Source organism: Sphingobacterium sp. MYb388 (genome assembly GCF_037479535.1).
Taxonomy (GTDB): domain Bacteria; phylum Bacteroidota; class Bacteroidia; order Sphingobacteriales; family Sphingobacteriaceae; genus Sphingobacterium; species Sphingobacterium anhuiense.
Window position 1 is genome coordinate 37,750 of sequence record NZ_JBBGYV010000013.1, and the last position, 15,171, is coordinate 52,920.

At 36.0% G+C, this 15,171-nt stretch carries 8 protein-coding genes; 6 read left to right on the top strand and 2 right to left on the bottom strand.

From position 1 onward, the window contains the following. Positions 1 to 19: 19 nt before the first annotated feature. Both hemC and hemA read right to left on the bottom strand, forming a co-directional pair. Positions 20 to 1,612: a hydroxymethylbilane synthase gene (hemC, locus tag WH188_RS25110; RefSeq protein ID WP_132771503.1), complete on the bottom strand. Its 1,593-nt coding sequence runs from the start codon at positions 1,610 to 1,612 to the stop codon at positions 20 to 22. 130 nt (positions 1,613 to 1,742) lie between these two features. Next, positions 1,743 to 2,984 carry a glutamyl-tRNA reductase gene (hemA, locus tag WH188_RS25115; RefSeq protein ID WP_168127865.1) on the bottom strand — a complete coding sequence of 414 codons (1,242 nt, stop codon included), beginning with the start codon at positions 2,982 to 2,984 and terminating at the stop codon, positions 1,743 to 1,745. Between the two features lie 1,114 nt (positions 2,985 to 4,098). Here hemA and WH188_RS25120 point away from each other — a divergent pair. Genes WH188_RS25120 through WH188_RS25145 form a run of 6 tightly spaced genes read left to right on the top strand, consistent with a single transcriptional unit; the run spans position 4,099 to position 15,140 of the window. Next, positions 4,099 to 7,065 carry a SusC/RagA family TonB-linked outer membrane protein gene (locus tag WH188_RS25120; protein WP_168127864.1) on the top strand — a complete coding sequence of 989 codons (2,967 nt, stop codon included), beginning with the start codon at positions 4,099 to 4,101 and terminating at the stop codon, positions 7,063 to 7,065. Positions 7,066 to 7,077: 12 nt separating this feature from the next. Then, positions 7,078 to 8,679, top strand: a complete 1,602-nt coding sequence (locus WH188_RS25125) for a RagB/SusD family nutrient uptake outer membrane protein (RefSeq protein ID WP_168127863.1) — start codon at positions 7,078 to 7,080, stop codon at positions 8,677 to 8,679. A 20-nt stretch (positions 8,680 to 8,699) separates the two neighbouring features. After that, a complete protein-coding gene (locus WH188_RS25130; protein ID WP_168127862.1) occupies positions 8,700 to 9,389 on the top strand; it encodes a fasciclin domain-containing protein in 690 nt (229 codons plus the stop codon). Further along, complete coding sequence (locus WH188_RS25135) at positions 9,389 to 10,411, top strand: DUF5007 domain-containing protein (protein ID WP_132843624.1); 1,023 nt, start codon at positions 9,389 to 9,391, stop codon at positions 10,409 to 10,411. Before WH188_RS25130 ends, WH188_RS25135 begins: the two co-directional genes overlap by 1 nt. A gap of 35 nt (positions 10,412 to 10,446) precedes the next feature. Continuing rightward, positions 10,447 to 13,620, top strand: a complete 3,174-nt coding sequence (locus WH188_RS25140; RefSeq protein WP_165902452.1) for a SusC/RagA family TonB-linked outer membrane protein — start codon at positions 10,447 to 10,449, stop codon at positions 13,618 to 13,620. Positions 13,621 to 13,631: 11 nt separating this feature from the next. Next, complete coding sequence (locus WH188_RS25145; protein ID WP_168127861.1) at positions 13,632 to 15,140, top strand: RagB/SusD family nutrient uptake outer membrane protein; 1,509 nt, start codon at positions 13,632 to 13,634, stop codon at positions 15,138 to 15,140. Positions 15,141 to 15,171: the final 31 nt, after the last annotated feature.

The window sequence follows — 15,171 nt, forward strand, 5'->3', positions numbered from 1 at the left end:
TTAAATCCTTCCAATCGTATTATGATTTATAGTCTAATCCAAAAATGGCCTCAGCTAAGCCAATTTCATCTGGTGAATAAGGCAGCGTATAGGAAAGACCCATTTCATCAAAAATAGCAGCCGTAGAGCGTCCAATACAGATCACCTGTTGCTCAGGTTCAATTAAGTTATTCACAAAATAAGCCTCAGCATTGCTCGGGCTTGTAAATATTAAGACCTCAGCACTTGTTGCATTGACATTATCCTCAAGCACAGTTTCATATACAGGCATATTGATCACCTTGGTTTCTGGACTAAGCGCTTTTTGAATTGTTTCCAAAGAACCTTTTGCTCGAGGAATTAAAACCGTACCACCATTTGCCAGTGCTGCAAAGTTAGCCCCGATTTCTTCCATGTTAATTCCGGACTGCTCGCCAGAAAAATCAGCAACACGGTCAAATTTGCGCAAAGTCTCCTCAGATCCACGTCCAACTACTGCAATTTTAGTCTTTTTACTTAGTCGTGGCTCCAAGCTAAAGAAATGTTCAATTCCATTTTTACTGCCGAAGAAAATCCAGTCCACATGCTTTAAAATAAACGGATCCAATTTATTTATTATTGGAAATATTTTGATTAAAGAGCGTGCATCAGCTTGAATATTATGCTTTGCAAAGAAGCGGGATAAATAAGAATGTTCATCCAGATCCCGGCTTATAAAGACAGATTTTGGTAATACCCGATCTTTCGCATACTTAGAGAAAATTATTTCAGGTAATAGTGCCGGATCAGTTCCTTTCACATAAAAACGGTCAGGAAAATCATCACTGGTATCTGCGATAGAAGTCCATGCTTCGTACGTATCACCCACTTTACGGCAATAAGCACCAAGAGGAGCATGACAGCCAGCGTCAAATAGATTCAATACTTTACGTTCAACGGCGATGGTCTTCTGTACCTCCTCATTATTAATTGGCTGAAGAGCTTGAAATAATTCTGTGTCAATTTCGCGGATCTGAATAGCCAGTACACCTTGAGCAGGAGCAGGAACTAGTTCAACAGGAGGAATTTCCTCAATATGGAAATCCGAGATGTCCATATCGATTCTCGAAATACCAGCCTTTGCTAACATGATGGCATCATACTGCTCATCACGAAGTTTCTGCATACGGGTCTGTAAATTACCCCGTAAATCTGTAAATTCAAGATCAGGTCTTATAGAAGAAAGTTGTGCTTTACGTCTGTTAGATGATGTACCCACAGTGGCATTATGTTTTAAAGAAAGACGTTTCTTAATATCTACACAATCTTTATGAATAATTAATAGTTCTGCAGGGTTTTCACGTTCAGATACTGCGGCAATGATTAATCCAGGAGGATTCACAGTAGGTAAATCTTTATGAGAGTGAACAGCTAGATCAATGGTTCCCAAAAGTAATTCTTCTTCCAATTCTTTGGTAAAAAAACCTTTTCCTTCGAGTTTATCTAAACGGAGATGTTGAATGATATCACCTTGAGTTTTGATGATTTTTAATTCAGATTCAATGCCAATTTCAGCCAGCCGATCTTTGATGAAGTTTGCTTGCCATAACGCAAGTGCACTTCCACGAGTACCAATGATAAGTTTTCTATTCACAATCTATATACTTTACCTTATTTTAATAATTAAGATAGGCAAAAATAAATAAATAGTATTGATTTGTTGACACGTTACTGTCAGAATAAATCCAAATGCAGTGTGAAAAAGAGTTTTAAGTCGCTCTTAATTAATTAACACCATTTTCGTTTACTTTGACTAAAATCTCTTTAGCCATTACCATAGGAACTTTGATGTATTTTTTTTCCATGTAATTAATAATCTTTTCCAATACATCACGCGCTTCCGGATCTAAGGCCTGAACCTCCGACGCAAAAACTTCATTTAATGCAAAAGATTTGATTTCTTTAATTTTTTGTGGAACCTGACGCATTGCAACTTCAACACGTCGTTGTTTAATGATAGGTAAAAATTCTTGAATATTGTCTGAAATAATCTTTTCAGCATTAGACAGTTCACTATAACGTTCTTCAATATTTTTGTTGGCAATCGCTTGTAGGGAACTAACCTCAATATAGTGCACCGCATTATTGGCTAAAACTTCAGCATCAATATCATTTGGAATGGCAAGATCAATAATGATTTTCTTATCCATTTCTCCATTTAATAAAGATTGATATAGGGAATTATCAATGATGGCCGTTGTAGCACCTGTACAGGTAATGAGAATATCAAATCCACCTTTATAGTTGATCAATTCCGATAAAGGATAGGCTTCAGCATTGAGTTCAGTAGCTAATTTCTGCGCATTTTCAACCGTACGGTTAAAAATTACAAAATTGCTGGATTGTTTTTTCTGAAAATACTTTGCTAAATTTTGATTGGTTTCCCCAGATCCGATAATCAGAATTCTTGGATTCTCAACAGATTTAATTTCTTTTAATTTGCGGTATGCTAAAGAAACAACAGAAATTGGGTTTCTGGATATTTTAGTGTGGGTGTAGACCTCTTTTGCTGTTTTTACCAGACGGTCCATTAGCATGCGTAGGAAGTCACCGGTAAATCCAGCCTCTCGACATCTTTCGTATGCCCGACGGACCTGTGCTAAGATCTCCTTCTCACCAACAACTAAACTTTCAAGAGAACATGACATACGAAGAAGATGATCTAACGCATCCATACCCTCATATTTGTTCACCTGACCTAAATAACATTGCAATCTTTCCTGAGGGACACAGAAATTGAGTTTCTCCATAAATTGCGCAATGAATTCATTCGTTAAGTCATGAGCACCATAAAACACAAATTCAACACGGTTACAAGTTCCAATATAGAATACTTCAGGAATATCCATGTTATGTTTTAGATTCATTAGTCTACTTTCTAACTCCTCATTACAAATAACTAGATTACCTAAATCTTTAAGTTCTACGTGTTTATGTGTGAATGCTAATACCTTAAGATTCTTCAAAGCAATACCCTCGATTAATTTTAACTCTGCAAATGTAGTTTAAAAGCTTTTGCTATATGTCAAAAATCTGTCAAACAGATGAATTTAGAATGATTACAAATAGTGTTAAATTAATGTTAAATTGGTGATTTGCATAGTGTTGGGAATCAACTGAATAAATTATGTGAGCTGTATTATTATTTCTCATTTACGAATGTGAACGATATCAAAATAAATAACTTATAAACTTTAAGAATTGAAAAATCCACAGATAGATGCTGCAAATATTTTATTTATACCCTAATAACTGAGTGATGATATTTTGTTGATTTTTTTTGTTCTAATGAACCATATAAAAGATAATAAGAATTCTGGTAGTAAACTTAGCGGTATATTTTCTTGGAAAAGTGAAAAATATCATTTCATTCCTAGATTCTCTCTTGATATTTTTAAAATAGTTTACAAAACCATCCATACAGCATTAATATGTTTGACCATTAAATCGTAGCTTCAAAATTGTAATTAACTAAATCTAGTGCTAAAAACGTTTTAGTAATGAATACATGGTAGATTTTGCTTTTTTTAGCTAAAACACTGATTATAAAATGAAAGGATATTTATTATATTTTTAATTATGTTACACATAAAGAGGGTGGTGAAAAATGCAATCGATTGCTCATTTTACGCAAACGGTTTCGTTCATAAGGAATATGGAATAACAATATTATTATTATATTATTGTTACATACTAACAATTATTAGCTGCCAAAACGGACGCATATTTATCATTAACCGATTTATAAAAATCATAATAATACCAATTTTTAAATTTTAAAAAAACCAAATGAAATCAAATGAAAAGAGTACCTAAATTTATTAATTCGTAAAAATTTAGCAAAAGTTAAGAAGTCTCTATCGTAATTGACTTTATGACTGTAAATAATCAATTGCCCGTATAATTTAATTAATAGTGTTATGTTTAGCATTTATAGGTGATTTTATTTTTAGTTATATATTTTTAGGTAAAAAACATCCGTTTTTCTTCCTGGCTTTTCTATGCATTTTATCTTGAGGAATTCATCTTGAGAACGATTTATGTTGAATAATTTTATCAAAACTTAAATTAAATTAAATAATGGTTAAAAATTACACAAGCGTTTCTTTTGCTTTGTTTTTAGCTGTTGTTGGATCACAATCTTTACATGCTAACCAAAAATACTTGAAATTACCGACCAATAAGTCCAGTGTTTTAAGAGATACAAGTAAAGGTGAGTTTTCCAGCAATAATTTTGAAACAGATACGATTGGCCAGATGATGAAGGCCATGCAGAAATTTAAGACGATTCGGGATACCATTAACATCCGATCGGTCATTCCTGTTCCTAACCTTTCATTACAACAGATCGTCAAAGGAAATCTTCTTGGTGTCTATGTTCAAGAACCAAATGGTGAGCCAGGCACGGAGCAGAGTATGATTGTACAAGGTGCTTCTGGTGTCCTGTTTTCTAAAAGGGATGTCTATGCTTTGCAACCTGCCATATATCTCAATGGGGTGCCCATGGTACAAGAAAACCCCTTTGCATTTGACGTACAAAAATACGATTACAACCGCATCGGTCCTGCTACTAATTTATTTTCGCAAATTGATATTAGTAATATTGAATCCATTGCAGTTATTAAGGATCCTTTTGAACTTGCTAAATTGGGTCCAAATGCAGTAAATGGGGCTATTTATGTCACGACTAAAAAAGCAAAGTCAGGCTTAAGAGAAATTAGCTTAAATTCTTATTTTGGATATGTTACTGCACCCAAAGTGTATACTGTAAATGGTGTTTATGAGAATAATTTTAGAAAACCATTTTACGAAAAATATGGCAACCAAGAGCGGTATGATAATTATGCCAGCTATTTAAGAGATTCAACTAATACAGCTTATTTTGGTCCCTCAAACTGGAATGACAAATATTATAAAAATACCCCGACCTACTCTGCTGATTTAGGGATTACAGGAGGAAACGATCGTGCAAGTTTCCGATTTTTTGGTTCGGGAACAAAAAATGCCGGTAATGCTGACGAAACCAACTTGAACCGATACAATATATCTTTCGGAATTAATATGGCTCCTTTCAGTTGGTTAACGATGTCGAGTAATGTCAATACTTCACGTTTGGATCGAACCCGTAATAAAAGTTTAAGAGATCGATTCGCCGAAACGCGTTATATCCCAGATTTATCAAGTCCTTTGTCGCCCAATGCCGATGTGTTTGGCGCTTTTTTGGAAGAGAATGAAAAAAATGTTGATAACAATAGAGTAACGACTCTAAATGGTAATGTGACTTTGACTGCCCATGTCAATAAGCTACAGATTCAGTCGAGTTTAATGTTTGACTATAATGAAGGATCGCGCGATTTCTTCACACCGTCGACGCTTATGGATGGTGTGAGCTACATCTCCAACTATTTTGGCTACAGCCAGCGGATGATCCTCAATAACTCCGCTTCATATAAATTTGATTTCGCAGAACATCATGAATTGAATTTAGAAGTCGGTCAGACCTATCAGGGGGATACCTTCAAGTACAACTATGCGAGAGCTTATAATGGACCTAATGATTATGTCAAGTTGAGCTTTGTAGAGGGAGATAAAAATAAATCTGAATATTTAAACTCTCCTAATTTCTATGTGTTTCGCTATATCGACAAAGAAGTCAATAATCTGATGTCCTTTTACGGATCTGCCCAATATAAATACAAAAATTTATTAGCTGTGAACGCAATTGTCCGCAGGGATGGTTCTTCCAATGGACAACCTGATAGTAGATGGGTGACAACACCTTCCTTTAATGTTAATTACAGTTTAAAAGAGCAGTTTTTAAAAGACAACACTTTTTTCAATGCATTGAATATATCAGGAGGCTGGGGTAGAACGGTTCGTACTTTCTTAGATGACCGTTATGCGGCAGGACCTCAGTACCGATCGGAAAGCGGATGGTTTGAAGAACCAACTATTCCCGGTTATGGACCTGTAATGGGAATAAATAGACCTTATGAGAGTGGCTTTATAGGTTATGGAATCAAAATGCCTGTAGCCGAGAGAACGAATTTGACACTTGATGGTACATTCTTAAATAACAGATTGAATGCGGCAATCTCAGCATACAATCGAAATGATAAAGATCAGTTAATTGGTGTTCCTGTTGCACAGGAGACGGGCTATAGCGTAAATTATAAAACCGGTTTAGAAGTTAATAATAAAGGCTTAGAACTGATGTTGAATGGTGCAGTAGTTGAAAATAAAAATGGATTCAATTGGAATTCCGCGATCAATGTTAATTATAATAAAAACAAAGTTACTGCGCTTCCAGACGGCCATCAAGAATTGATTATTGGAGACAACAAATTAGAGGTTGGTAAATCTGTAGGAAGCTATTGGGTATATTCCAATACAGGTATTTATAATACAGACGCAGATGTTCCTGTTGATTTAACTTTTAATGGTATTCCTGTGAAGGGGGGTGATCCTATCTGGAAAGATTATAACAATGATAATCGTGTCGATAACAAAGATAAAGTTTTGACAGGAGATCGTATCCCAAGTTTTGTCGGAGGCTGGAACAACACTTTTGCCTATAAAAACTTTGATCTTAATTTCAATTTTATTTTTGCTGCTGGGCATAAAGCACTTAATCAATACGAAGCCACTAAGTATGGCTTTATCAATCGTGAAGCTGGCAATGATATCAATTCCATCAAAGAAGTGTCTTCTTGGCAGAAAATTGAGAATGAAAAAGATTATCCAATTTATAACCCATGGAGTGATATCAATCCGTATCGCGTCGATCAAGATCTATTCTTGGATAATGCTTCCTATTTAAAGTTAAGGTCGGTTACTATTGGATATGACCTGAGTAAGGCTAAATTCTTTAATGCCTCAAAAGTGGGTATCCGCAGATTCTACGTCTATGCAACAGGTATGAACCTCTTGACAGTAACCAATTTTACTGGTGTAGATCCTGAATTAATCAATTTCAACGGGTATTATGACGGCGCAAACCTCTCCATTCCAAAAACTTTTGTAATAGGATTTAAACTGGATTTGTAAAAATAATTAGAGATGAACAGTATAAACAATAGAAGAAAATTAACAGGGCGTAAACTGGCAGTCAGCATTTTGACTGCAGTGATTAGTTTGAGTACTTTTTCTTGTAATAAAATAGATAATGTTTCTTCAACTCGATTGTCGACAGAAGAAACTAATTGGAAGTCATTCGAAGATGCAAAGGCCAATTTGATGTCCGTTTATGGATTGATGCGATCTGCTACCGTAGCAGATAATGGTCATTGGGTGATGGGAGATCTGAGACAGGGAGATTTTACAATTAATAATCGTGCGGATCTAAAGGCCGTTGTCAACGGACAGTTAAATGCATCATATCCAGTAATTAATCGTATTACAAACTGGAGAAGATTTTATGCTGCTGTTAATGCTGCCAGTCTTTTCATTGAAAGATCAAAAGAAATTGTAGCAGTAGATCCCCGCTATACCAAATTAAATAATGATGTAGATATTGCCCAAGCTAGAATACTACGTGCATTTGCTTATTATTATATGGCTCGGATCTGGGGAGATATCCCTTTATTGACATCATCACATGATGGTGATTTTGTACAATTACCGAGAACTTCGCAACAAAAGGTATTGGGCTTTGCAACTTCAGAATTGTTAGCAGCAGCTAAGGTCGTTCCTTTCCGTTACGGTGGAACAGATCCTATTTTCCCAGGACTTTATTACGGTGAGGGTTGGGCTTCTTGGAACGGAAACGTATTTACACGCTTATCGGCCTATATTATTCTTGCACATATAGCCGCTTGGCAAGGGAATTATACAGACGCAGCCAACTATGCTAAATTTGTATTAGATAATCAGTCATCTCAATATTATGTCGACGGAGCCAATCCATTGGATTATATCGATATGAATGCGCTAACGGAGAATCAAAATAATATGAGCCCATTTGCTTATAAAAGAGCAACTGTAATGGTCGGTTTTCCTTTTGAGTCTGGTAATGGATTAGCGACAGCGAATGGTCATATTGAACAATTAACTTTAGCTGCTCCTTTCATTCCAAAAAATCGTCCGGAAATGTTTGTTTCTAAAGATACAATTATAAATGTCTTTAATAACCCTTTTGATTTACGTTTCAGTGTCGATAGACTGACCGGATTATACCGCACGAATTATTTCTATAATTTCGAATCCGAAATGCCAATTTTTAATAAGATCAAAGTGCTCTCCCCTTCTAATACTTCAGGTAATTTTATGTTATTCAGTTCGTCAATGGTCTTCAGCAGGATGGAAGAAATTACGTTGTTGAGGGCTGAGGCATTAGCAGTTATAGGTGATACGGAAGGTGCATATACCGCTCTAAATAGAGCTTGTGCCTTGAGGGGTATCAATTATACGACTATCAACTCTCCAGATATTTTTAAAGCAATTTTTGAAGAACGTAGAAAAGAGTTAATGGGCGAGGGATGGAGATGGTACGATCAAGTGAGATATAACCGAATCAAGAAATCAAATGCAATTTATGCAACAAAAAATGGAAAGGGTATGACCTTTAAACAATTTGAAGATGCAGGGGGTATTTACTGGCCAATTTCTCAGGATGTCATAAGTGCAAATCCATCTATTATTCAGAATCCATATTGGCAATAGTAATTTCAAAACGTAAATGTATGAAGATTTTAAATAATAATTTTTTTGTATTAGCCATCATCGGAATTGTCTCCCTTTGGCTATGCTCATGTAATAAAAGTGAATCACCTTATTACGATTATGAGAATAAAGTGCAGACCTATAATGGAAATGCACTAGACTATCTACAAGCACAACCTGATGGAACTTTTGATTCCTTGCTTTTGGTTTTGAAAAGATTTCCAAATCTGGAAGATTCGCTTAGGAATCAAGAATTGACTCTGTTTGCGCCGGTCAATAAAAATTTTGCATCAGCTCTTAAATATTTAAATAATATGCGTAGAAGCTTTGGTTTACCAAATGTGTATTTATCAGATGCTAACAAGGCACAGCTGGATACCATGATCTGTAAATACATTGTGAGAGGTAAAAAAACTACCGATGCTTATATGGAGGATACAGATGGTGTTTTGGTCAAATCAATTGTATTTGATTACCCGATGCATGTCAGATATGCAAAAATGAGTTCTTCCGGATTTGTTGAAGGTGGAGCGAGCATTCTAAATTTTAGTGAAACTTTTGGTTCAACCTTTAAGAAAGACTGGGTAACTACTAAAGCCAATACAGTAAATATCAGAACAAATAATGCGACAATCAATATTTTAGACCCGATTCACAATTTTGGGTTTGATGAATTTACGCGCAGATTAGTTTTAAATGAAGAGAAATAATGAAAAGAATTCTAAATATATTCAAGATTGGTTTACCTGTAATGGTCTTTGGATTGTTTTTTTCGGCTTGTAAAAAGAATTTACCTGACGAAAGGCTATCAATAGCCAATGATTCGAAATATGTAACCACGCTATTTCAACCGGTACTTGGCCGGAATACCTTATTTACCAATATCTTTCAATACGGAAATTCAAGTCGTCCTTTGGATTTTAAAATTGTGAATATGCGCAAGTTTAATGGAGATCCAGCGCCTGAATTAACACAATTATATCCAGTGACAGTATGGAAACAGATTTATGATGGTACAGAAAAATCTTTAGCTGAAATTGAAGCGAAGCGAACCATTGAAAATCATCCATTATTTGAAATTAGACCACACGCTGGTGATTTTGTGATGTGGTCTTCGGCTAATTCTAATATGGTGAGTGCACAACCAGATTCTGGCTATGTCTTCGATGTCGAGATGTCCAATTCTGGAGGTCGTAAGTATTTTCAAAATATGCGCCTCATGCCCTTCAGGGAACGTCCTTATGAACCTTCAAATTTAGATCCCATCACTGGACAGGCAACAAGTGTTTCCGTTAGCCCATCAGGGGTCTTCATCATGGGTGAACGCGGACAGTACATGAGTAGTTTTTTTGATGTGCAGGTCCTGTTTAGGAAAACAGGAAATGGAAATAGCTTGACTTTCAAATTTGCAGATTCCTTATCCAATCCGATAGATCCGAATAAATTCGATGAAACGAATTGGGCAGGCTTAGTACATGGTTTTAATATGACGAAGGATGCAACAAAAGTACGTTATGATGTCGCTTATCCGATTCCATTAAGTGCTTATCCAACTCCTTACACAACATTAAGTGGTGGACAGGCTAGCATTTCATTTAAGTTTAGTCGCATTGGCTTTGGTAATATACTTGAAAAAAACTACCTCAACTTTAATTTTAACATTTTTCAAAAGGGTGATTGGGAGCTGACCTTTTGGTTTAGAAGAGACAAACCAAAATTTGATAATGATTAATGAATCAATATAAACTTAAATTAAATACATTTCAAATGAAGCATATATATACGCTAGTTATATTGTTGTTTTTTGGAACGCAACAAGTTGCTTTTGCACAACAGCAGATAAAAGTAACGGGGGTTGTCATAGACGGTGCCTCGAGTTCTCAAGAAGCAATTTCCGGTGTGAGTATCAGTACCGGAGGTAAAGCAATAGGAAGTACGGACAGGTCGGGTAAATTTACGATCACGGTTCCAAATAATGCTTCCATCATTTTTAGATCGATTGGTCATAAATCTGTTACCGTAAAAGTTGACAATAAAACGTACCTCTCCGTGACCATGTCACCTACAAGTGAGATGTTGGGGGAGGTCAAAGTAACCAGTGGTTATCAGCAGAAAACAAGAGCTACGAATACAGGCTCTATTGTTACCATTTCAGGTAAAGATATACAGGGACAGCCTGCAGGTGATGTGATGTCATTATTGCAAGGTCGTGTCGCGGGTTTAAATATTCAAAATAATACAGGTGCACCAGGATTTAGAGGAAGTGTCACGATTCGTGGTATTTCCAACATCAATGTCTCTGGAAGTGGAGACGCGGCATTCTTGACACCAACTTCTCCTTTATATGTCATCGATGGTGTTCCGGTAGACGATAATGCAAATTTTTCTTACGGTTTCCAACAAGCAGGACCTGGTGTATCACCAGCATCACAGATTCCACCGGAAGATATTGAAGATATTCAGGTACTTAAAGATGCTGCTGCAACATCTTTATACGGATCGCGTGGCGCTTATGGTGTTATTTTAATTACAACAAAAAGAGGTAATTCAAAAGTTCCAGTAGTGCGCTATAATGGTGCGGCCTTTATGTCGGCAGTACCACAATTAAAAGCTGTTATTGGCGGTAAAGATGAGCGATTATTAAGGATCGCACAGATTATGCGCTTTGATACCTCTTGGAATCATGCCTTAGATTTGGTAAACCAAACCCCATTTTTATCAGACAGTTTAAATCCTTATTATAATAACTCTACCGATTGGCAGTCCTATTTTTATAAGCCAACCTATAACCAGACTCATAATCTCAATGTATCCGGTGGTGATGTGAAGTTTAATTATAAGGTTGCAATGGGTATTTACGATGAAAAAGGTATTCAGGAAAATACAGGTTACTCGCGTTATAACTTGAATATGAATATGATCTATAATCCGACTTATAAATTCAAATTATTAGCGCAATTGAATAACTCCATCCAGAATCAAAGGATGGGTAGCGGGAATGGATTGATGAATTCTGGTATTGCAGACGGAGGAAATTCATCTTCTTTATTACCAGCACCATCCTTATATTCATCGGTCAATTCGGTTTTAGGAGCATTGAATACGGATGATGATAATAAAGTTTTGACAACATCTGCGATTGTCAATGTAGCTTACGATTTCTTTAAGAATTTTAAAGTGGAGACCACGTTAAATTATACCGGAACATCCAGTACAAAAGATAACTTCTCACCAGCCGCATTAAATGCAAATCAGGCACAGTATTACACTTATAACGATAGAGCAACTACATTGTATAATCGTAACCAGATGTCCTATGTGTTTTCATTGAAAGAAGATGGAGAAGACGCGCATAATTTTAACTTTTTCGCATTTAACGAGATAAGATCATCATTCTTTAAAGCAGATGCAATGTTGAATGATCGTGTTGTCAATGATCAGTTGAGAGGGCCGATCGTAAAGCAGACAAGTTATTTAAGTTCCAAAGGTGGTACAATCGGCTATACGGATACACGGGCAGTGGCATTTTCAGGCAATTTTGCATACGATTATAAGCAGAAATATGTCATCAATTTCTCTTACCGTGCTGACGGTCTGTCGACCAATGGTCCAGATGCAGGTTATGTTAAAAACCCTGCGATTTCTGCAAAATGGAATTTTGAAAAAGAAAATTTCATGAAAGATAAGGAATGGTTGGATTATGGATCCTTCCGTCTGAGTTATGGTTCTAATATTACACCTAATGGAAGTATTTATCAATCTTATGGAAAATATTATGGCGGAGATAATTATAATAATCAGAAAACTGTTGTTACAGATTTAAAATTTTTACCGAATCGGTCGTTGGAGCCTACTCGCGCGACTACTTTAAATGCGGGTTTTGATATTTCAGTATTCAATAATAGGTTAACCTTAAATATTGATAGCTACTACAAGCAAAATGATAATGTTTTTAGAGAGAAAGCGATTTCATCTTCAAATTCATTCGAGAATATTGCTTCTACAGAAATCAGTAATGTAAATTATGGTTGGGAGTTTCAAGCAACTGCTCGTCCATTAAGTGCAACAAGCCCCTTCAAATGGACAATGTCAGGTTCGTTTGCAATCAACCGTGAAGTATTGGCAGCATTGCCGGATGGTTTAAGAGAAATGATCTATTATGATCCAGGAAACCAACAGGATATCTATTATAGATTAGGTATCAATTCTTTGTCTAACTATCTATTTAATACAAAAGGTGTTTATAGTACCAATGCTCAAGTCCCTGTAGATCCAGCAACTGGTCTACCTTATCGTGTGGGTAGCAATGATATCTTAAATTACTTTAAAGCAGGTGATCCTATTTTCACCGATTTAGATGGAAACTATGTTTTAGATAACTATGATCGCGTAATTGCCGGTAATTCTCAACCGCAGATTACCGGTGGTTTTACTTCGCTATTACAGTACAAGAGCTGGAGTTTTGAAGTCAATACATCATTCACATTGAAACGTGATATTATGAATAATACCTTGGCTAGCCAGTTCGGTGCATTTACAGATCCTGCTATACAATATGATCCGTGGAAATTGGTTGCATTACCGCCTATTTCACAATTGGATTATTGGAAAGCAGTTGGCGATCAGGCAACTTATGGAAACCCATTGGATTTTGTACGCGCACGTCGCTTAAATCCTTTCAGGGGTAATCAGACTTTATTCCAAGAAGATGGATCTTATTTCAAATTAAATGCAGTAAAAGTGTATTATAATTTTGATCAGAACTGGTCAAGAAGATATGGGATGAACCGTGTAAGTATTAATGGTACAGTTTCCAATTTGTTTTATATCACCCGCTATACAGGAGCTAATCCGGAAAACGTGAGTGCATTAGGTAAAGATTCTGGAGGTAATTATCCACTTCCTAAGCAATTTGCTTTAGGATTGAATATTGAGTTTTAATTGTTGATATCATGAAAATTAAAAAATTAGCATATATACTTGCCGTTACAGCACTTGTATTATCTACATCAAGCTGTGATAAATTTTTGAATGTGACCCCTATTGACGCTTTATCGGGGAATAATTTTTGGGAAACCAAAAAAGATGTAGAAGGCTATACAAATGGGATATACCTGAGGTTAAAAACTAAAATAGGAAATACCGCATTATTACCCAGTTTGGAAATTAGAGGTAATTGGATTGGTTCGTCAAGCGGTCCAATAACTTATATAAATTTAATTTATAATAACTTGAAAGGAATTATAGGTGGGGGAGATGATTTTGATGGTGTTATAAGAGAGAATATGAGCTGGAAGGGATGGTATGATGTGATTGCCGCCAGCAATATTCTTCATGCCGAAGTCGGAAATATGCCTGAGTCTATTATATCAGCTTCAGAAAAAAAGCGTTATCAGGCGGAAGCGGTTTTTACGCGTAATCTGAGTTATATGTACATCTGTAAGATGTTTGGCGATGCCATTTATTATACAGATGCCTATAACAGTAAACCATTACCACGATTACCACAACTTGAAGTATTGAAAAAATGTATTGCAGATATGAATTCAGCCAAGGATAATCTTCCTGTTAAATATCCTGAAGCATCACTATTAGGTCTTAGACCGACACGTGCCTCTGCTGTAGCGTTATTGATGCATTTAAATATGTGGGCAGCAGCTTGGGATACAGCAGATAAATCAGTATACTATAAAGCAGTGACTGCTTTAGGAGAAGAATTAAAGACATATACAGACTATCGCCTTTTGCCGATTACAGTTGAAAATACCAAACGTATCTTTAAAGGCCGTTCATCCGAAAATCTATTTAGTATCTTACAAGATTATAATTATGGCGAGACCTTTGCAGATTATGCTAATTCCTCCTACTTTTTTTCACATTATCCTTACAGAGGAACTGTAACGACAACTACAAGCCGAATGGCTTATCAAGGAAATTATCTTGAAAAACTATATCCAGCGGGTATTGCTGATCAAAGACGTGCCCTTTGGTTTGATAATGTTAGTGACAATTCTCTGACTTTCCAGTTTAAAAAATTTATCAATACCTACGCTAGAGGTTCGGGTTCTGGTGTCACGATGGTTAGTGATGACAGCGCTATTATTTTTAGATTGTCCGATGCAATTTTATTAGTTGCTGAAGCACATGCCGAGCTCGGACAGGAAACAGAAGCTAAAGCTTTTTTGAACCAAATTAGATTAAATGCAGGTGCTTCGGAGATCACTACAGGGGGTGAAACCTTGAAAGATGATATTTTTAAAGAAAGATGTCGGGAACTAATAGGTGAAGGACAGTATTATTTTGATCTGGTTAGAACAAAGCGTGTTGTCAATTCGGAATTTGCTAATTCGCCAATGAGTGTTGGTAATTTTAATAATGGCGCATGGACTTGGCCATTGATCATCACTGCCGAAGAGCGTAATGCTAACCCAGGTTTAATCGGAAACAATTTTTGGAATTAATCATTATGAATTTAAAAAATAGAATCTTTTA